Origin of the sequence: Ectothiorhodospira haloalkaliphila ATCC 51935 (assembly GCF_000633935.1) — a bacterium.
In the GTDB taxonomy this organism is placed as follows: Bacteria; Pseudomonadota; Gammaproteobacteria; order Ectothiorhodospirales; family Ectothiorhodospiraceae; genus Ectothiorhodospira; species Ectothiorhodospira haloalkaliphila.
In genome coordinates, this window is the sequence record NZ_KK214998.1 from 12356 (window position 1) to 30698 (window position 18343).

Consider the following 18343-nt stretch of genomic DNA (forward strand, 5'->3'; position numbering starts at 1 on the left):
ACAATGTCGATGTACATGGACTGATTATAGCCCAACGCCATGGAATGAAAACAAAAAATTGATTTACATGGGTACATTTTCGACTAAAAATTGACCTACCTCACCGAAAACTCGAACACCACCAGCGACTTACCAAGAACATGAGAATGGTTCGCGCTGAAACTTCAGGCTAGGCATGGAACACCATGCGAAGCTCAAGTGAATCCAAGTGTAAAATTTCCAGACAGATGTGACAGGGTGTCATAGGTGATTCAGTCATCAACCCCTTTGCCGGCAAAGCGCCGGTTCGGTTGGCCCCTGATTTGCTGTGAGGGGCGATGCACGCACCTCCGTCGTCTGCGCTCAGTCTACTGGACAAAAGCCGTAACATGCGGCGTTGGCGAGGAGTCGACTTGTTTTGCCTATATCTGCAGGGTCATACGTTCTGAATGGACCTCACAGTGGTAGACGGATGAGGTTAGTGCCTGATCCTGCTTTAAAGTGGGCGTACACGACACGCTGGGTCACGTTTGCGTGGGGTCTTCCGCCACCGCTTCCAACTCGATGGCCATCTGCTCCAGCAAGGGCAGGCGCGGATCATCCGGCGCAAGCCGCCGGGCGGCGCTCAGATAACGCCGCATCCTTGCCAGATAGCCCAGGTCCGCCCCGTAGGAGTTTTGCATGAACAGGGCCAGGGCCTGAGCGCTACACAGGTGGAATACCGGGCTTTGCGGCGCCTCCCGGGCGCCAGTCTCGAAGAGGCGGATGGCCGATTCGTATTTCGCCTCCGCGAGGGCGCGCTGGCCTTCGTTGTAGAGCTTGCGCAGGGCCGGGTAGTTGACGATGGTGGCCAGTTGCTCATCGGCACTCTGCATGGGACGACCACTCAGGGCGCCCTGGCTGATCATCCGCAGCAGGCCTCTAAAGGGCGAAGCACCGTCGTCCCCCAGCGCTTGCGGGAGGGGCAGAGCGGTGGCCTCCTGAGGGGCCGTGGGTCGAACGACCAGGCTGTACATGATGGGGATCACGAACAGGGTCAGCACGGTGGAGACCAGCAGACCCCAGACGATGGCGCTGGCCAGTGGCCCCCACATGAGGGATTGGCCGCCCAGTCCCACCGCTAGCGAGAACAGGCCCGCGATGGTGGTCACCGAGGTGATGATGATGGGGATGAAGCGACGCCGGGCGGCATAGAGCACCGCATGCATCAGGGGCATGCCGCCACGCAGTCGATCGTTGGCGGCGGAGATGAGGACAATGGCGTCGTTCACGGCGATACCCGCCAGGGCGACGACACCGTAAAGCGTGTATACGCTCAACGGTTGCTGACTGATCAACAGCCCGATCAGCACACCGGTAAGCGCCATGGGGACCACGGTGAGCACAATGAGCGGCTGGGCGTAACTGCGGAACTGGGTGCCCAGGATTAAATACACCAGCATCAGGCCCAGCAGGAAAAGCCACATCAGTGCCTCGATGCTCTCAACGATGTCGTCAAAATCGCCGGTGAAATCCAGGTCGATGTTGGGATGCAGGCTGGCGTAGCGGTTATTCCATTCCCGCTGGATGGCGCGATGTACGCTGGCGGCATCTGTCACGGATTCGTCCAGTTCGGATTCCACTGTGATGGCGCGCCTCAGGTTGAAGTGGCGGATGTTGCCTTCGGCCCGGATGATTTCATGATCCACCAGTTGTCCCAACAGGATCGGGCGCCCGTCGGGCACGCTGATGGGGGTATCGAGGAAGCGCTCGATGTCTTCCACCGCCTTCACCTGGGCGCGCACGCGCACACCAATGCGTTCGCCACGATCCCGCATGGATGCGACCACTTCGCCATCCGTGAGGAGTCGCAGATCCCGTATGACATGGCCCGGATCCAGGCCAGCGCGCAGGATGGCATCCGGGTTGAGACGAACGGACAATTCCATGCCGCCGGCATAGGCGTCGTCCACCACATCATAGGTGCCGCGAATATCCCGGAGGATGCCCATGACACGGTCCGCTGCCACGCGAATGTCCTGCAGATCGTTGCCTCTTACCTTCACACTGACCGGGCGTCCCATAGGAGGGGCGCCGGCGATGCGGCGTTCCATCCAGATGGACTCCGGGCCTGGCACCCGCGCTGCGGCTTCGCGGACGGCTTCAATGATGTCGTCCACATCCCGGCCCGTCCGGGTTTGCGGATGTAGGCTCACCTGGATCTGACCCTTGGCGGCGCCGAACAGGCTCTCCGCGTTGGTGAACTGAATGCCTGCATAGCTGGCCCTGGAACGCAGTTCGCCCTCCCGGAATTCGTCGGCGATGGCTGATTCTACCGCCAGGGTGGTGGACAGGCTTTTCCCCAGCGGTGTGCCCGCGGGCATTTCCACATTCACGAAGAACAGTCGGGCTGAATCTGTGGCGAAGAATTCGGTCCGGATTAGCCCCAGGGCCACGAACGCGAGCGCCAGGACCAGCAGGCCGGTGAACAGGCTCAACGTCGTCTTGGGGCGCCGTAGGGCCTTGGTCAGCACTCGTCCATAGCGCACCCGCGCCCTTCGGACCAGTCTGGATCGCAGGCGACCGGAGCGGGAGAATCGATCCGCTTGGGGGCGGGAGGCGGCGATATGGCTGGGCAGGATCCAGAAGGCTTCCACCAGGCTGAGCACCAAAGCCACAGCGACCACGATGGGGGCAACCTTCATGAACTCGCCCAGCACGCCTGGTACGAGCATCAGGGGCAGGAAGGCTGCGATGGTGGTGAGGACGGCGGCGGTGACCGGAGCGGCCACCTCGCGCAGTGCGTCCATGGCCGCGTCCATGGCGGACATGCCCTCCTGGAGTCGTCGGTGGATCGCCTCGGCCACCACCACTGTATCATCCACCAGCATGCCCAGCACGATCATCAGGCCGAGCAAAACGATCACGTTGAGCGTCTGTCCGATCAGCCCGAGAAACAGGAAGGTGCCGGCAATGACGAACACCAGGCTGAAGCAGGTGGCAAAGGCGATGCGTGAGCCCAGGAGCAGCCAAGTGGTGATGAGTACCAGTAGCAGGCCGATGGCCGCATTGCGCTGCATGGTGCCGATAGCTTGACGGGTGACCAAGGTCTGGTCGTCCAGTAACACCATCTGAACGCCGGTGATGGGGCTGGCGCGTTCATTGTAATCGGTCAGGTAATCGCGAATCCGGTCGAGGAATTCCAGTTCATTGGCATCGTCCTGCTTGAAGACCGGCAGCAGGACGGCGGGGCCGCCCAGGTAACGGGCCAGGTCATCGGCGTCTTCTCGTCCACGTACCACCTCGGCAACGCTGCGCAGGGGGATTTCCCCATGTGCCGAGAGCAGGGGTATGTCGGCCAGATATTCAGGGTCATTTTCCGTGCCTTGCAGACGCACCAGCCACTCCTGATCTCCCAGGCCCACAGTGCCCGCCGCCAGGTCACGGAAATAGGTGCTCACGGTCTGTGCCAGGGTCGAGGGGGTGAGCCCCAGGCCCACCAGTTCATCTGGATCGAAAAGCACCTGGAGTTCAGGGTCCCTAAGTCCCACAGGTTCAACCCGATCTGTGCCGGACAGCCTTTCCAGGTCCTGCTGGATTCGCTGCGCCTGAAAGCGCAGATTCTCATCATCATCCAGCCCAACCACGGCGATCATGGTGGTGGGGTAGGCATTGGCACTGCTGACGGTGGTGATCGTGGGTCGGCGTGCCTCGTCGGGCAGATCACCCTCCACATTCTGGATTTCACGATGAAGATCGTTGATGCGCTCATCCACCTCACGCTCGCTCATGTCTTCCAGGCGCAACATGATGAGCGACACGTCCCGTTGGCTGATACTGGAAATGAAGCGGATATCGGGGACACGCTCTACCGCTTCCTCCAGAACATCAGTGACCTGCCGCTCCACATCCGCGGCGGAGGCTCCGGGCATGATGGTCTGAATGTTTACCCAGTTGAGGTTGACGGTCGGGTCCTGCTGTCTGGGTAACTGGAAATACGAGACGACGCCAATGATCAGGATGGCGAGAAATATTGCGTTGGCAAGAAAGTGGTTTTCCAGGAAGCGGCGATACATGAGGGGCCTCGGTCAGCGCTCGATGATGCGCACGGGGTCGCCGTCGCGCAGGCCGAAGCGTCCGTCGAAGATGAGTCTTGCTTCATCAGGGAGATCCAGGGGCGGCGGTTGCCCTTCCCGAACGCCGGGGGTCGAGATGAATCGTGCCTGACCCTCCTCTTCCACGAATACGCCCAACATGTCATCCCGACGCACCAGCAGATCGGCCGGGGCATGGCGCCGATCCGACACCCATTCGATCCGCCCCACCTGGCCGGGGCGGGCGGCCTCTTCGGTGAACACGAAGCGTACATCCACGCTGCGCAGTCGTTGATCAACCATGGGAGAGATGGCACGCAACTCCACCGGGTAATGCTCACCCGCTGCCACAAAACGGATGGATCCAGCGGCTTCAAGGGCGGGTAGGTCCCGTTGCTGAATGTCGCCGCTCACTTCCAGGTCCCGGGCGTCGAGAATCCGGGCGATGGGGGTGCCTGCCTGAACCAGTTCACCCGTGCTGGCCAGTCGTTCGATAACCACCGCATCGAACGGGGCCCTGATCTGGCAATGATTGACGCGTCGCTGGGCAGCACGACTCGCGGCCTCCAGACGCAAAACCTCGGCGCGGGTGCGTGAGGCCTGAGCCTGCCGTTCGTTTAGCACCTCAGCAGATACTGCTTGACGGCGAGCCAGTTCCTGAGCCCGCTCAAGCTGAAACTGAGCGAATTCAGCGTCGGCCCGCGCTGCCTGCGTCATGGCCCTTGCCTGCTGCAGGTCCAGGGCATGCTCGTCGCAGTCCAGTCGCGCCAGTAAGGCCCCGGACTCGATCTCATCACCGACGCGCACCGGCATCTCCTGCACGACTCCATGGATCTCGGCGCTCACGCGGGTGTCGTTCAGGCTGATGGTGGTGGCCGGCGCACTGCGCACGGGGTAAAAGCCCACTGCCTCCAGGGTTCGGATGGTCACCGGTCGTGGGTCCGCCCCGGGGGCTGCTTGGGGTAGGGCCAGCAGGCACAGCAACAGCACCAGAGAGCCTGATATCCGCGGCCTGAACCCGGCGTATTGAACTGTCCGCATGGCGCCCCTCGCGATCTGGCGAGATCTTTGGAATTGCCCCGGATGATACACCATCATCCGGTTCGCGCACGGTTGTTGGTCTTGCATCCTTGCTGCGGGTGTTCAGTGGCATTATGTTCGGTGGAGCGGCGCATCGTTTTGCCGCTGCTCAGCACATACGACAGAGTGACCCGATATTGTCGAAAACAGATAGCCCTCACACCGCATCACCCATGACCCTGCTGATCACAGGGGGCGCGGGATTCATCGGTTCCGCCGTGGTGCGCCACTTGATCCAAAAAACACCGCATACCGTGGTGAATCTGGATTGCCTGACCTATGCGGGCAACCCGGACTCGGTGGCAACGGTGGCCAAGGACCCACGATATTTCTTCGAGCCCGTGGATATCTGCGATGTGGAGCAGGTCCAGCGGGTCTTCTCGAAGCACCGACCGGATCGGGTGATGCACCTGGCGGCCGAGTCGCACGTGGACCGCTCCATCGAGGGGCCCGCGGCCTTCGTACAGACAAACGTGGTCGGAACGCAGGTCTTGCTGGAGGTGGCCCGCCGCTACTGGGGTGACCTGAACGCTCCGGCGCAGTCTGCTTTCCGCTTCCATCATGTATCCACCGACGAGGTCTATGGCAGCCTGGGGCCCGAGGGCTTCTTCACCGAGGACACGCCCTACCAGCCCAACTCTCCCTACTCAGCCAGCAAGGCGGCGTCCGATCATCTGGTGAGGGCCTGGCATCACACGTACGGGCTTCCCGTAGTGACTTCCAATTGCTCCAACAACTATGGCCCTTACCAATTCCCGGAAAAGCTCATTCCGCACATGATCCTCAATGCCCTGGCGGGCGAACCACTGCCTGTCTATGGCGACGGTGCCAATGTTCGGGATTGGCTATACGTGGAGGATCATGTGGAAGCGCTGATGGTGGTTCTGTTCAAGGGGAGGGTGGGAGATACCTATAACATCGGTGGGCACAACGAGCGCAGCAACCTGGAGGTGGTCAATGCGCTGTGCGACCTCCTGGATGATCGACTGCCCGATGCCCCGGCAAGACCGCACCGGTCGTTGATCCAGTTTGTCCAGGATCGGCCGGGGCATGATCGCCGCTATGCCATTGACGCCGGCAAGATCCAGCGGGAACTGGGCTGGACGCCGCAGGAAACCTTCGATTCGGGGCTGTCCCGCACGGTGGACTGGTATCTGGAAAACCGACCCTGGTGGGAGCGGGTACTGTCGGGGGCCTATCGCCTGGAGAGACTGGGTGGACAGTAGGCCCAGCGTGGCAAGCGGGTATGCAGGAACACATTCATTGATGATGGAGACAAGGCATGGCGGCGCAACATCACGAAGAAACCACGGGCGGGGCACGGCGGGGCATCATACTGGCTGGTGGTTCGGGCACTCGTCTGTATCCGGTCACTCAGGCTGTGTCCAAGCAACTCCTGCCCATTTACGACAAACCCATGATCTACTACCCGCTGAGTGTGCTGATGCTCTCGGGCATTCGGGAAATCCTGATCATTTCCACGCCGCAGGACACGCCCCGCTTCGAGCAATTGCTGGGTGATGGCGGCCAATGGGGCCTGGAGATCTCCTATGCGGTGCAACCCAGGCCTGAGGGCATCGCTCAGGCCTTTCTCATCGGAGAAACCTTTCTGGCCGGGCGGCCGTGTGCGCTTATTCTGGGTGACAACGTGTTCTATGGGCAGGATCTCAGTGCACAGTTGCGTCGTGCCGCGAGTCGGGAAACGGGCGCCACCGTCTTCGCTTATCCGGTACGTGACCCGGAGCGCTATGGGGTGCTGGAGTTTGACGCAGCGGGGAAGGTGCTCAGCATCGAGGAAAAGCCGGCCAGGCCCAAGAGCCGTTATGCGGTGACCGGCCTGTATTTTTATGATGAGCAGGTGGTGTCACATGCCCGGGCGCTGACACCCTCGGCGCGGGGGGAACTGGAGATCACCGACCTCAATTGTCGTTACATGGAGGCCGGTACCCTGTCGGTGGAGCTCTTCGGTCGCGGCTTGGCCTGGCTGGATACGGGCACTCACGAATCCCTGCTGGAGGCGTCCACCTTTGTGGAAACGCTGGAGAAGCGGCAGGGGTTGAAGGTGGCCTGTCCCGAGGAGATTGCCTTTCGCCGGGGCTATATCGATCTGGATCAACTGAAGACCCTGGCCGCCCGGTTGGGGAAGAGCAGCTACGCGGATTACCTGCATCGCATTGCCCACGAGAGGGTATTCTGATGGAGATCATACCCACGCCGATTTCGGATCTGTATGTATTTGAGCCGCGGGTTTTCGGCGATGATCGGGGGTTTTTCTTCGAGAGCTATAACGCGAGGGCTTTCGAGAGGGCCACGGGCCGCCGGCCGGAGTTTGTTCAGGACAACCATTCCCGGTCCCGCCGCGGTGTCTTGCGCGGGTTGCACTACCAACTGGGTTGTCCGCAGGGCAAGCTGGTGAGGGTGGCCCATGGTGTCGTCTTCGATGTGGCCGTGGATCTGCGGCGATCCTCGTCCACCTTTGGCCGGTGGTTCGGTGTTGAATTGTCGGGTGACAATAAGCGGCAGTTCTGGGTGCCGGAAGGCTTTGCCCATGGTTTTCTGGTGCTGTCGGAGAGCGCGGACTTTTTGTACAAGACCACTGACTTTTACGCCCCCGAGGAGGAGCGGTGCATCCGGTTCGATGACCCGGACCTGGGGGTCGACTGGCCAGCCGTGGATGCTGTCAATCTGTCCGACAAGGATCGGGCCGGGGCGCTCTTTCGCGAGGCCGAGGTGTTTTCGTGAGCCAGGGTATTGGTGCGTCGGGCTTGGTTGCAGGTTGCGTGGTCATTGTGTATCTGGAATCTGGAGCGCTGTAGCCATGCAGTGAGGCCTTCTTTACGGTGTTCCTCGCAGGCCTTTCGAGGCGTATGCTCACATAACTGGATGAGAACCTCCTCACAGGATGCGGGACGCGGCCGGGATGGTTTCCCTATGGCATACGCCTTCGGTCGAGGAGTCCAACGAGAGCATTTCAGAGGGCCTGGAAGGCCTGTCGGTCGATTGAGCAACACTTGAGGGTGTCACCATGGAACAGAAGCATCTCACCAAATACGTAAGACTGGCGATCGCGGGGTTGCTGGTCTCCGGTACGGTCTGGCTGGCCGGCTGTGGACAGACCAGCTATACGGAAGACGAGCGCCTTGAGCGCGCCCGGGATTACCTGGCCACCGGCGAGGTTCGCGCCAGTATCATTGAATATCGCAACCTGTTGCAGGAGAACCCCGACCATGTGGATGCCCGCTGGGAGTTGGGTCGGGTGCATCTGGAGATGGGCGAGCCGTCGGCGGCATTGTCGGAGTTTCGGCGGGCGCATTCCCTAGGGTGGGATGACCCCGAATCGGTCATCTACATGGCCCGGGCGCGCCTGATGCAGGGAGAGTTCGACACGGTGCGGGGCCAGTTGCAGGCCCACGAGGCCAGTGAATTCGAGGATCCGCTGGAGTTCCATCTCCTGCTGGCGCGGGCCCATCTGGGGGTGAATGACCCGGATGCCGCCGTCGCGGAACTGGAGGCGGGGCTGGAACTGGATCCGGCCCACGCACCTTCCCTGACGACCCTCGCCCAGGTGCGTGCCGTGCAGGGGGATATCGACCGGGCCAAGGCGTTGCTGGCCGAGGCCCTGGCAGAGGATCCGCAGCATGCCCCGGCCTGGTCGCTCTCCGGTGACATTCACCGCAGCGAGGGCAATCTGGACGAGGCTGCCGAGGCCTATACCCGGGTGATCGAGTCGGCGCCCAACCCCTACATGGGGCATTTCAACCGGGCCCTCACCCTTGTGGCGCAGCAATCCTTCGATGAAGCCCGGGACGATCTGAAGGTCCTCCGGGAACTGGGGCCGGACCTGCCGGCCACCTCCTATATCAGCGGACTGCTCAGCTTCCACGATCAGGATCACCGCGCGGCGGTGAGATCCCTGGAGGAAACACTGCGCCGTAATCCGGATTATCTGCCGGCCCGCTTCTTCGCCGGCGCCAGTCATTTTGCCCTGGGCAACACACAGCAGGCGGATACCCATCTGTCTCGCTATGTGCGCGGCAACCCACAGTCCTCTGCCGGCAACCGGCTGCTGGCCGCCGTGCGCATGCAAAGTGGCCAGGTGGACGACGCCGAGGCCCTGCTTCAGCGCGTGCTGGCGGAGGATGAGGCGGATCGGGTGGCGCTGGAGTTGATGGCAGGCGTGCATGCTTCTCGGGGGGATACCCAGGCCAGTATCGATTTGATGCGTCAGCGGGTGGATCTGGATCCCGACTCCTTGCAGGCCCGGATGAATCTGGCCCGAGCCCTCATGCAGGGGGGTGATCGGGTGGGTGGCCTTCGGGAGTTGGAGGCCATCAGCGAAATGGCCCCCGAAGCTGAAGGCCTTGAACTGGCGGGTGTGGTGCGCATGCTCGAAGAGCGACAGTTCGATCAGGCGCTGAGCAAGGCCGACGACTTCGCTGAAAAAAATCCCGACGCGCCCTCCATTCAGAACCTGAGGGCCATCGCCCTGTTCGGCCTGGGCCGCACCGAGGATGGGGTGGCGGCCTTTGAGGAGGCCCGTCGGCTGGATCCGGGTAACGTGACGGCCACCCGTAACCTGGCCATGTTGAAACTGCGCATGGAGGGTGTGGACGAGGCCCGTGAGGTGCTGGAGTCGGGCCTTGAGGCCAACCCTGAGAGCATGCGCCTGCTGATGCTCATGGCGGAGTTCGAGGTGGAGCAGGGGGAGCCCGCCGAGGCCGGGCAATACCTGCAGCGGGCCGTGGAGGCCGAGCCGGATACCCTGGAGCCGCGCATCGTGCTGGCGCGCTATCGTCTGCAGACGGGCGAGCCGGAGGCGGCCCTGTCGGTGCTTGAGGGAGTTCGTGAACAGCACGGCGACAACGCCGCGCTGCTGGAAGTGCTCTCCATGGCGCAGGTCTCCGCCGGTCGTCTGGACCGGGGTATCAGCACCCTACGCCGTCTGGCCGAATTGCGGCCGGATTCCCCTGAGGTGCATTTCCGCCTGGCCGTGGCTCAAGGGCAGGCGGAGCGCCTGGGCGAGGCCCGTCGCTCCCTGGAGCGGGTGCTGGAGCGCGATGAGAATCACGCTGGGGGGCTGCTGACCCTGGCCCGACTGGAGCGCCAGGAAGGCCGCGATGAACAGGCCCTTACCCTCGCCAAGCGCATGCAGGATCTGGATGCCACCCGGGCCGTGGGGTATCTCATGGAGGGGGATATCCGGGCGGCGCGCGGGGATTATGCTGATGCGGCCCGTGCCTATGAATCTTCCTATGAGGCGCAGGTGTCCAGCGAAGTGGCCATCAAGCGCTTTGAGGTCAAGCGTCGTGCCGGCGATGAGGCCGGAGCCCGCCAGCAGATGCGGGCGCACCTGGAGGATTTCCCTCAGGATCACCAGTCACGCATGATGCTGGCGACCACGGTGCTGGGTGCCGGCGACCTCTCGGCGGCCCGGGAGGACTACGAGATCCTGGTGGAGCAGTTCCCCGAGAATCCCATCGTGCTCAACAACCTCTCCTATATCTATCAGCGCCAGGGAGATGAGCGTTCACTGGACCTGGCGCAGCGGGCGCATGAACTCTTGCCGGACAACCCGAGTATCAAGGACACCCTGGGCATGGCCATGCTGGATCACGGCGACCGGTCCCGGGCTCTGGAGTTGATCCGCGAGGCCCGCGAGGCCGCGCCCGAGGAGGCCGCCATCAGCTATCACTACGCCGTGGCTCTGGAGCGCAACGGTCGTGCGGACGAGGCTGCATCGGTCCTGCGCGAACTGCTGGCCGAGGCCGGGGAGTTCTCCGAGCGTCAGGAGGCAGAGGAGTTGCTGAGTCGATTGGAGTCCTGATGACTCAGGGATAATGACCGGCCGGGAGTTTAGCTCCCGGCGTTGGTGTTTCCGGATTGCTTCTGCGACTGCATCATGGCCATAATGCCATATGAATACTTGGAGGCATCCATATGGTCAGTTCGTCCTTGGCTCAACCTAAGGAAGGACTCGCCCCGGTTCTGAGGGAAGGGGCAGTTTCCACCCCGGTACAGGTGCCCGGAGCGGTAGGCGCGTCTCGCGCCCCAGCGGATTATGGGGATCTTGTGCATGCCATCATCGGCGTTGATCCTGAGGATCATGGCGCCCTGTTATCGCTGGTGCGTGAAGGCTTGTCTGCTTCAGTCATCAGGCGCCTGGAAATCGCCTACGGCGCAACTCAGTCGGAGATCGCGCAGGCTCTGCGCATACCGCTGACCACTCTGCGCCGGCGTCTCAGGCAGGATGAGCAACTCACGGTGGACGAGTCCGACCGAGTGATCCGGCTTGCGCGAATCAAGGATCTGGCTCTGGGGATGATGCATGGGGACGACCAGGCTGCCGTCGCTTGGTTGCGTGCTCCCAGAGAGATTCTTGGAAATGAATCTCCCATGGTGAGGGCCAACACGGAGGTCGGTGCCCGTGAAGTGGAAGACCTGATTGGGAGGATTCGACATGGGGTCTTTAGTTGATTCTTTCAGGATGGCGCATTGCACACCCAGACTTCGCGCGTACTCCGGAGCAGATGCTGTCGGGTGAGGGGGCCTATCTTTACGGCGGTCGCTGGAACAGTAGAGGTGTGAGCATGGTGTACTTGGGGACCAGTCTTGCCCAGGCAGCCATGGAACTACTGGTGCATCTGGACAGGCATGAGGTACTGGAGGCGTACCACAAGGTGCAGGTCTCCTTCGAGGACGCTCTGGTCTCTCATATTCGCATCGATGATTTGCCCGAAAACTGGGCAACTCCGTCCATGGCATCGCCGGTCAGGCAGGTGGGTGATCGTTGGGTGGAGGAGCAAGTCAGCGTCATACTGCAGGTTCCCAGCGCATCAATTCCGGGGGAGTACAATTTTCTGTTGAATCCGGCTCACCCGGATGTGGATAAACTCCAGGTGGGCCCCGTTTCCACCTTTTCCTACGATCCTCGGCTCCAGAAGTGAGTGGCTCACCCCAACTCATACTGCCGCAACTTCTTCCTCAACGTCCCCCGATTCAGCCCCAGGTACTGGGCGGCCCGGCTCTGGTTGCCGTCGCAGTGGCGGAGTACGCATTCCAGCAGGGGGCGCTCCACTTCCTCGATCACCATCCGGTAGAGGTTGTCCGGTTCATGGCCGTCGAGCTTGGCGAAGTATTCCGTGAGGGCCTGCTCCACGGCCACGGCCAGGGTTTCGCTCTCCTGGGTACTCTCCACGCTGGGCTGGTTCATGCCGCCATGTCCTCGCCTTGGCAAAGCGCCTGAAAATAGGCGTCCAGTAACTCACGCTGGGCAGCGCGGGTGGGGGCGCGCAGGATGTGGGGGCGCGCCTGCGCCGCGCCGGGGCGGTCGGCCAGGTACCAGCCGATGTGCTTTCTTGCCACGCGCACACCCACCGATTCCCCATAGAATTCATACAGGGCATCCAGATGTTCGTTCATGATCGCCCGAACCTCCCGCAGCCCCGGTTCGGGCAATATCTCCCCGGTGGCCAGGGTGTGGGCGATGCGCCGGAAGATCCAGGGCCGGCCCTGGGCGCCGCGGCCGATCATCAGGGCGTCGGCATGGGTAACTTCACGCGCGTGAAGTGCTTCTTCAGGGCTGCGGATGTTGCCATTGGCGATGACGGGGATCTGCACGGTCTGCTTTACCTGGGCAATCCCGGCGTAATCCACCGGATCGCTGTAGCGGCAGGTACCGGTGCGGCCGTGCACGGCCAGGGCCTGGATGCCGCTTTCCTCGGCGATACGGGCGATCACAGGGGCGTTGAGATGAGCCCGATCGATGCCCAGACGGATCTTCAGGGTGACCGGCACGGACGAGGCGCCTACCACGGCTGCCAGGATTTGCCGCACCCGGTCCTCATCTCCCAGCAGGGCCGCTCCAGCGGCGCGGTTGACCACCTTCTTTGCAGGACAGCCCATATTAATGTCGATGATCTGAGCGCCGCGCTCGATGGCGCACTCGGTGGCCCGCGCCATCATGTGAGGATCGTAGCCGGCGATCTGCACACTGCGCGGGCCCTGCTCACCGCGCTGATCCAGCCGTAGGCGGGATTTGTCGGTGGTCCACAGCCGGGTATCCGAATGCACCATCTCGGAGACGGCCAGGCCAGCGCCCAGGCGTCGACAGAGTTGACGGAACGGTCGGTCGGTGATGCCGGCCATGGGGGCCAGGATCAGCGGGGTGTCCAGGGTGTGGGGTCCGATCTGCATGAGTCCAGGGGGCCTTGGGAAGCACGGGCGTGCGACGGACCGCCCATGATACCCACGGCGCTGCAGCGGTTAAAGCTTGACTCAGAGGAATCGGAACTCAAAGGCCACGGCGTCACCCCCCGGGTCTTTCAATTCAAGCCGGAGTTCGGCGCTCTGGCCTGCCGGAATGGGGGGAGTCGGGCCGGGCAGATAGTCCAGTGGCTGGAAGCGACGGGCGGCCAGGGGGCGGCCCATCACGTCCATGAAGGTGAGCTCCACCACCGGGTGGGGCTGGGCGAATCCGGCGCGATTCTCGATGAGGGCCGTCACCATGAGGGCGTCGGGCTGGTCCGGGTGGCTGGCCACCTGGCGCTGGGCGATGCGCAGGGCGGCCAGGTCGCGGCGGTCCGGTAGCTGGCAGTCGAGCGGGGTGCAGGCGGCGCGCACCCAGGGCTCCAGGGGTTCCATGGTCAGGAGTTGATAGCGCTCCTGATAGGCCACCTGGGCGCCCAGCAGCAGGATCAGCATCAGGCAGGCGCTGCCCCAGGCCAGGGTGCGGGCGGTGCTGCGTGGCCGGGTGCCCGATCGTTCCAGATCCTCGCGCAGGGCATGAGGAATGCCAGGGTCCGTGGTCGAATCCAGCTCGTTGGATACGGGGGGGAAGACGTCTTCAAAGGGGCTGCTGGTCTGGCCGAGGGGCACCGCCGGGCGCGGTTGTCCGGGGCGGTGGGTGTCGTCGTAGCGTTGTACACCGAAGGCGTTGGGGTTGAGGGCGCGACGCCGGGGGCGGGGCGGGTCTTCCGGAGTGTTGGTGTCGTCGGTCATGGTCCGGGGCGCCTTGTTCGCGGCCAGGGCCGCTCCCACGAGGGGCGGTTGTATTCCGGGGGCTTGTTTCGCGGGCCAGGGCCGCTCCCACGAGGGGCGGTTGTATTCCGGGGGCTTGTTTCGCGGGCCAGGGCCGCTCCCACAGGTGGATCCTGTTATTGCCGGCGGGTGCCCTCCAGGAGGGTCCAGCCGTCCTGCTGGTCGGCGATGCGCATCTCGAACCAGCGTTCGTAGCATGACATCAGATCATTGGCCTGGCGGTCCAGCAGGCCGGCCAGGATGATCTGGCCGCCGGGGCGGGTGCGACCACCCAGGGCCGGTGCCAGGGTCATCAGCGGGCTGGCCAGGATGTTGGCCAGGGTCAGGTCAAAGCGGGCATCTTCGGGGAGGATGTCCGGCAGACCGGTGATCAGTTGCTCGTCCGGGATCCCGTTGCGTTGGGCATTCTCCCGGGTGGCCGTCATGGCCTGAGGGTCGATGTCCACGGCCCAGGTGCTGGCCGCCCCCAGTTTCAGGGCGCCGATGGCCAGGATGCCGGAGCCGCAGCCATAGTCCAACACCTCCCGGTCCTTGGGCGGGTGAGCATCCAGCCAACGCAGGCACATGGCGGTGGTGGGGTGGGTGCCGGTGCCGAAGGCCAGGCCCGGGTCCAGGCGGATGTTCACCGCATCGCTGTCGGGGGTGTCGTGCCAGGTGGGCACGATCCACAGGCGCTGGCCAAAGCGGATGGGATGAAAATCATCCATGCAGGCCCGCACCCAGTCGCGATCCGGCAGCACCTCATGGTGGATGCGCGAGGCGTCCATGTTCAGTTCCGCCGCCAGGATGCGGGTGATTTCATTCAGATCGGTCTCGGGCTGAAACAGCCCGGTCACCAGCAGGTCCGGCCACAGGGGTTCCTCACCGGGCAGCGGCTCCAGCAGGGGCACATCCCCGGCGTCGCGGAGCATCACCGAGACCGCCCCATGACCCAGCAGGGCATCCTCGACGGCTTCAGTCTGTTCCGCCGTGGCGGGGAGGGTGATCTGGATCATCGGTCGGTCTCTTGCACTGCGTGAATGGAGCTCAAAGCTTGAGCTTCTTCTCCAGGTAATGGATGTCCGTGCCGCCATTCTGGAAAGACACATCGGCCAGCAGATCCCGGTGCAGGGGGATGTTGGTCTTGATGCCCTCCACCACGATCTCCGACAAGGCCCCGCGCATGCGAGCGATGGCGATGTCACGGGTGGCGCCAAAGGTGACCAGCTTGCCGATCATGGAGTCGTAATACGGTGGCACCTTGTAGCCGTTGTAGATATGGGTGTCCACCCGCACCCCGGGGCCGCCGGGGGCATGATACTGGGTGATGGTGCCGGGGGAGGGCATGAAGGTGGCCGGATCCTCGGCGTTGATGCGGCATTCGATGGAATGGCCGCGGATCTGCACTTCCTCCTGGCTGATGCTCAGGGGGTGTCCCGCGGCCACCATGATCTGTTCGCGGACGATGTCCAGGCCGGTGACCATCTCCGTGACCGGGTGCTCCACCTGCACGCGGGTGTTCATCTCGATGAAGAAGAACTCGCCATCCTCGTACAGGAACTCGAAGGTGCCGGCGCCCCGATAACCGATGGTCCGACAGGCCTCGGCGCAGCGTTCGCCGATGCGCTGGCGCTCCTCGTCGGTGATGCCCGGGGCCGGGGCCTCCTCGATCACCTTCTGGTGGCGGCGCTGCATGGAACAGTCCCGCTCGCCCAGGCTGATGGCATTGCCGTGTTCGTCGGCGATCACCTGGAACTCCACATGGCGAGGTTTTTCCAGGTATTTCTCCATGTACACCACGGGGTTGTTGAAGGCAGAAGCGGCCTCGCTGCGGGTCAGGGAGATGGCATTGATCAGGGCGCCGTCGGAATGTACCACGCGCATGCCGCGCCCACCGCCGCCGCCGGCCGCCTTGATGATCACCGGGTAGCCGATCTTGCGGGCCAGTTCCAGGTTGGCTTCGGCGTCGTCCCCCAGGGCGCCGCCGGAGCCCGGCACACAGGGCACACCCGCTTTGAGCATGGCGTCCTTGGCGGACACCTTGTCGCCCATCAGGCGGATGGTGTCGGCCCGGGGGCCGATGAAGACAAAGCCGCTGGACTCCACTCGCTCGGCAAAATCGGCGTTCTCCGAGAGAAAGCCGTAGCCGGGGTGGATGGCCTCGGCGTCGGTCACCTCGGCGGCACTGATGATGGCCGGGATGTTCAGGTAGCTCTCCCCGGAACGGGCCGGGCCGATGCACACGGACTCGTCCGCCAGGCGCACATGCTTGAGGTCACGATCGGCCTCGGAGTGCACCGCCACGGTCTTGATGCCCATCTCCCGACAGGCGCGCAGGATGCGCAGGGCAATCTCGCCCCGATTGGCAATCAGTATCTTGTCGAACATGGGTGGCTGCCCCTCAGTCGATGATGAACATGGGCTCGCCGTATTCCACCGGCTGGCCGTTTTCCACCAGCACGGCCTTGATGACGCCGGCCTTGTCCGCTTCGATCTGGTTGAGCATCTTCATGGCTTCGATGATGCAGAGGGTGTCGCCCTCCTCCACCTGCTGACCCACCTCGACGAAGGATTTGGCGCCTGGCGTGGGCGCTCGGTAGAAGGTGCCCACCATGGGGGCGAGCACCTGATGGCCGGAGGGCAGGCGGGGGCCGCTGTCACTCTCTGCGGTTGCCGCTGCCGGGGCGGGCGGGGCCGCGGGCGCCGCCGGTTGCTGGGCACCGCCGGGAACCATGAAGTTCTGCGGCATCATGAACGCCTGGCCACTGTTCGGGGCGGCCCGGGTGATGCGCACGGATTCCTCTCCCTCCTGGATCTCGATCTCGTTGATGCCCGATTCTTCCAGTAGTTCGATGAGTTTCTTGATCTTTCTGATATCCATGGTGCTCAGCTTCGGGTTGTCTGTTGGATGGCCGCCTGCAGCGCCAGCGCGTATCCCTGCGGCCCCAGGCCGATGATCACGCCGGCCGCCACGTCCGACAGGTAGGAATGGTGGCGAAAGGCCTCGCGGGCGAAGGTGTTGGATAGATGCACTTCAATGAAAGGGATGGCCACGCCCAGCAGGGCGTCGCGCAGGGCGATGCTGGTGTGCGTGAAGGCCCCCGGGTTGATCAGGATGCAGTCCACGTCCTGAGTGCGCGCCTCATGGATGCGATCGATGAGGGCATGCTCGGCGTTGGACTGGAAGGCCTCCAGGGTGTGGCCCGACTGGTGTGCCTGTTGCTGCAGGGAGTGGACGATGTCGTCCAGCGTCTGCGCGCCATAAATGCCCGGCTCGCGAGTGCCCAGGAGGTTCAGGTTGGGACCGTTCAGCAGCAGGAACTTGGCCATGTGGATTCACGCACGCTTGAAAGTGGGAAATACCCGACCTTTGCGGGATGAAACCGCAGCGATGCGCAGAGAAAGGACACCCCCCAAAGGTGCCCAGGATTGTGCCTCAAGGGCGGGGGGGTGTCCAGCCGTTAAATAAGGGAACACTGATTTTGCCCGGAGTTTGGGGCAATTTCTGCGGAATTTGTGACGAGATTGGGGTGGGGCGTGAGCCCCTCTCCCGATTGCGGGAGAGGGGTTGGGGTGAGGGCAGTCACGGCACGGGGCTCACAACAGCGGCTTCATCTCCCGCTCCAGGGTATCCCGCTTCAACTCGCCCGCATGGATATACCGCACCTTGCCATCCCGGTCCAGCAGCACGCTGTAGGGCAGGCTGCCGAAGCGGTTGCCATACTCGCTGGCCACGTCCATGGCATCGTCCTCGCCGATGAGCACGGGGAAGTTGACGCCGTAGGTGTCCAGAAAGTCGCTCACCGCCTGATGTTCGTCGATGGCCACGGCGACGATGGTCAGGCCCTGTTCCTCATATTCCTCCTGCATGTCCACGAACAGGGGCATCTCCCTGACGCACGGTGGGCACCAGGTGGCCCAGAAGTTCAACAACACCACGCGCTCGTCCCATTCGCTGATGTGGCGCGACTCACCTTCCAGGTCGTGCAGGGTGAAGTCCGGCCGCTGCTGACCCTGCATGCCGGCACCGGTGAGGTTGCTGTCGGCGTGCGCGGTGGTGGGGGCCAAGGAGGCGGCCGTGAAGGTGAGGCCGCCGGTCATCAGGGCGAGGGAGAGCAGGGGGGTGAGAAGGTGTCTTGGGGTCATGATGTCTCAGGTTGTTTGTGATTCAGAAAGGGACAAGAGGTTTATGGGAG

The 18343-nt window shown here is 63.2% G+C and carries 16 protein-coding genes; 6 read left to right on the forward strand and 10 right to left on the reverse strand.

Translation table 11 applies throughout. From position 1 onward, the window contains the following. Positions 1 to 503 precede the first annotated feature (503 nt). Both ECTHA_RS17615 and ECTHA_RS0107815 read right to left on the reverse strand, forming a co-directional pair. Positions 504 to 4034, reverse strand: a complete 3531-nt coding sequence (locus ECTHA_RS17615; protein WP_025281498.1) for an efflux RND transporter permease subunit — start codon at positions 4032 to 4034, stop codon at positions 504 to 506. A gap of 12 nt (positions 4035 to 4046) precedes the next feature. Beyond that, positions 4047 to 5093 carry an efflux RND transporter periplasmic adaptor subunit gene (locus tag ECTHA_RS0107815; protein ID WP_128571892.1) on the reverse strand — a complete coding sequence of 349 codons (1047 nt, stop codon included), beginning with the start codon at positions 5091 to 5093 and terminating at the stop codon, positions 4047 to 4049. Between the two features lie 212 nt (positions 5094 to 5305). On the opposite strand from ECTHA_RS0107815, the gene rfbB reads away from it, so the two are divergent. From rfbB to ECTHA_RS0107850, 6 genes are all read left to right on the forward strand, one after another. Beyond that, positions 5306 to 6358 (forward strand): dTDP-glucose 4,6-dehydratase, encoded by a 1053-nt coding sequence (gene rfbB, locus ECTHA_RS0107820; RefSeq protein WP_025281496.1) that lies wholly within the window; start codon positions 5306 to 5308, stop codon positions 6356 to 6358. A gap of 56 nt (positions 6359 to 6414) precedes the next feature. Next, positions 6415 to 7329 carry a glucose-1-phosphate thymidylyltransferase RfbA gene (gene rfbA / locus ECTHA_RS0107825; protein WP_025281495.1) on the forward strand — a complete coding sequence of 305 codons (915 nt, stop codon included), beginning with the start codon at positions 6415 to 6417 and terminating at the stop codon, positions 7327 to 7329. Then, complete coding sequence (gene rfbC, locus ECTHA_RS0107830; RefSeq protein WP_025281494.1) at positions 7329 to 7874, forward strand: dTDP-4-dehydrorhamnose 3,5-epimerase; 546 nt, start codon at positions 7329 to 7331, stop codon at positions 7872 to 7874. The genes rfbA and rfbC overlap by 1 nt, the downstream gene beginning before the upstream one ends. Before the next feature lie 283 nt (positions 7875 to 8157). After that, positions 8158 to 10956, forward strand: coding sequence for an XrtA/PEP-CTERM system TPR-repeat protein PrsT (gene prsT / locus ECTHA_RS0107835; RefSeq protein WP_025281493.1), 2799 nt, complete (start codon positions 8158 to 8160; stop codon positions 10954 to 10956). A 245-nt stretch (positions 10957 to 11201) separates the two neighbouring features. Beyond that, positions 11202 to 11606, forward strand: coding sequence for a type II RES/Xre toxin-antitoxin system antitoxin (gene parS, locus ECTHA_RS17620; protein ID WP_025281491.1), 405 nt, complete (start codon positions 11202 to 11204; stop codon positions 11604 to 11606). Beyond that, positions 11603 to 12076, forward strand: a complete 474-nt coding sequence (locus tag ECTHA_RS0107850; protein WP_026623637.1) for an RES family NAD+ phosphorylase — start codon at positions 11603 to 11605, stop codon at positions 12074 to 12076. Before parS ends, ECTHA_RS0107850 begins: the two co-directional genes overlap by 4 nt. A gap of 5 nt (positions 12077 to 12081) precedes the next feature. Here the strand turns inward: ECTHA_RS0107850 and fis are convergent, their stop codons facing one another. The 8 genes from fis to ECTHA_RS0107890 all read right to left on the reverse strand — a co-directional run bounded on the left by fis (position 12082) and on the right by ECTHA_RS0107890 (position 18293). Then, a complete protein-coding gene (gene fis, locus ECTHA_RS0107855; protein ID WP_025281489.1) occupies positions 12082 to 12342 on the reverse strand; it encodes a DNA-binding transcriptional regulator Fis in 261 nt (86 codons plus the stop codon). After that, the gene (gene dusB / locus ECTHA_RS0107860) at positions 12339 to 13325 is read right to left on the reverse strand and encodes a tRNA dihydrouridine synthase DusB (protein WP_025281488.1); all 987 of its coding nucleotides are present in this window, start codon (positions 13323 to 13325) and stop codon (positions 12339 to 12341) included. Before dusB ends, fis begins: the two co-directional genes overlap by 4 nt. A gap of 81 nt (positions 13326 to 13406) precedes the next feature. Further along, positions 13407 to 14129 (reverse strand): DUF3426 domain-containing protein, encoded by a 723-nt coding sequence (locus tag ECTHA_RS19890; RefSeq protein ID WP_158407547.1) that lies wholly within the window; start codon positions 14127 to 14129, stop codon positions 13407 to 13409. Between the two features lie 155 nt (positions 14130 to 14284). Then, positions 14285 to 15163 carry a 50S ribosomal protein L11 methyltransferase gene (gene prmA, locus ECTHA_RS0107870; protein ID WP_025281486.1) on the reverse strand — a complete coding sequence of 293 codons (879 nt, stop codon included), beginning with the start codon at positions 15161 to 15163 and terminating at the stop codon, positions 14285 to 14287. Positions 15164 to 15194: 31 nt separating this feature from the next. After that, positions 15195 to 16535 (reverse strand): acetyl-CoA carboxylase biotin carboxylase subunit, encoded by a 1341-nt coding sequence (gene accC / locus ECTHA_RS0107875; protein WP_025281485.1) that lies wholly within the window; start codon positions 16533 to 16535, stop codon positions 15195 to 15197. Positions 16536 to 16548: 13 nt separating this feature from the next. Continuing rightward, positions 16549 to 17028 (reverse strand): acetyl-CoA carboxylase biotin carboxyl carrier protein, encoded by a 480-nt coding sequence (gene accB, locus ECTHA_RS0107880; RefSeq protein WP_025281484.1) that lies wholly within the window; start codon positions 17026 to 17028, stop codon positions 16549 to 16551. A gap of 5 nt (positions 17029 to 17033) precedes the next feature. Further along, the gene (gene aroQ, locus ECTHA_RS0107885; protein WP_025281483.1) at positions 17034 to 17477 is read right to left on the reverse strand and encodes a type II 3-dehydroquinate dehydratase; all 444 of its coding nucleotides are present in this window, start codon (positions 17475 to 17477) and stop codon (positions 17034 to 17036) included. A 267-nt stretch (positions 17478 to 17744) separates the two neighbouring features. Continuing rightward, entirely contained in the window at positions 17745 to 18293 is a 549-nt protein-coding gene (locus ECTHA_RS0107890; RefSeq protein ID WP_025281482.1) for a TlpA family protein disulfide reductase, read from the reverse strand. Positions 18294 to 18343 lie beyond the last annotated feature (50 nt).

What these genes read in the sequence shown, in the direction of transcription:
- accC (WP_025281485.1), bottom strand. Translation starts at nt 16,535, where the DNA reads ATGTTCGACAAGATACTGATTGCCAATCGGGGCGAGATTGCCCTGCGC.
- rfbB (WP_025281496.1), top strand. Translation starts at nt 5,306, where the DNA reads ATGACCCTGCTGATCACAGGGGGCGCGGGATTCATCGGTTCCGCCGTG.
- fis (WP_025281489.1), bottom strand. Translation starts at nt 12,342, where the DNA reads ATGAACCAGCCCAGCGTGGAGAGTACCCAGGAGAGCGAAACCCTGGCC.
- rfbC (WP_025281494.1), top strand. Translation starts at nt 7,329, where the DNA reads ATGGAGATCATACCCACGCCGATTTCGGATCTGTATGTATTTGAGCCG.
- rfbA (WP_025281495.1), top strand. Translation starts at nt 6,415, where the DNA reads ATGGCGGCGCAACATCACGAAGAAACCACGGGCGGGGCACGGCGGGGC.
- ECTHA_RS0107815 (WP_128571892.1), bottom strand. Translation starts at nt 5,093, where the DNA reads ATGCGGACAGTTCAATACGCCGGGTTCAGGCCGCGGATATCAGGCTCT.
- dusB (WP_025281488.1), bottom strand. Translation starts at nt 13,325, where the DNA reads ATGCAGATCGGACCCCACACCCTGGACACCCCGCTGATCCTGGCCCCC.
- prmA (WP_025281486.1), bottom strand. Translation starts at nt 15,163, where the DNA reads ATGATCCAGATCACCCTCCCCGCCACGGCGGAACAGACTGAAGCCGTC.
- prsT (WP_025281493.1), top strand. Translation starts at nt 8,158, where the DNA reads ATGGAACAGAAGCATCTCACCAAATACGTAAGACTGGCGATCGCGGGG.
- ECTHA_RS19890 (WP_158407547.1), bottom strand. Translation starts at nt 14,129, where the DNA reads ATGACCGACGACACCAACACTCCGGAAGACCCGCCCCGCCCCCGGCGT.
- aroQ (WP_025281483.1), bottom strand. Translation starts at nt 17,477, where the DNA reads ATGGCCAAGTTCCTGCTGCTGAACGGTCCCAACCTGAACCTCCTGGGC.
- accB (WP_025281484.1), bottom strand. Translation starts at nt 17,028, where the DNA reads ATGGATATCAGAAAGATCAAGAAACTCATCGAACTACTGGAAGAATCG.
- ECTHA_RS0107890 (WP_025281482.1), bottom strand. Translation starts at nt 18,293, where the DNA reads ATGACCCCAAGACACCTTCTCACCCCCCTGCTCTCCCTCGCCCTGATG.
- ECTHA_RS17615 (WP_025281498.1), bottom strand. Translation starts at nt 4,034, where the DNA reads ATGTATCGCCGCTTCCTGGAAAACCACTTTCTTGCCAACGCAATATTT.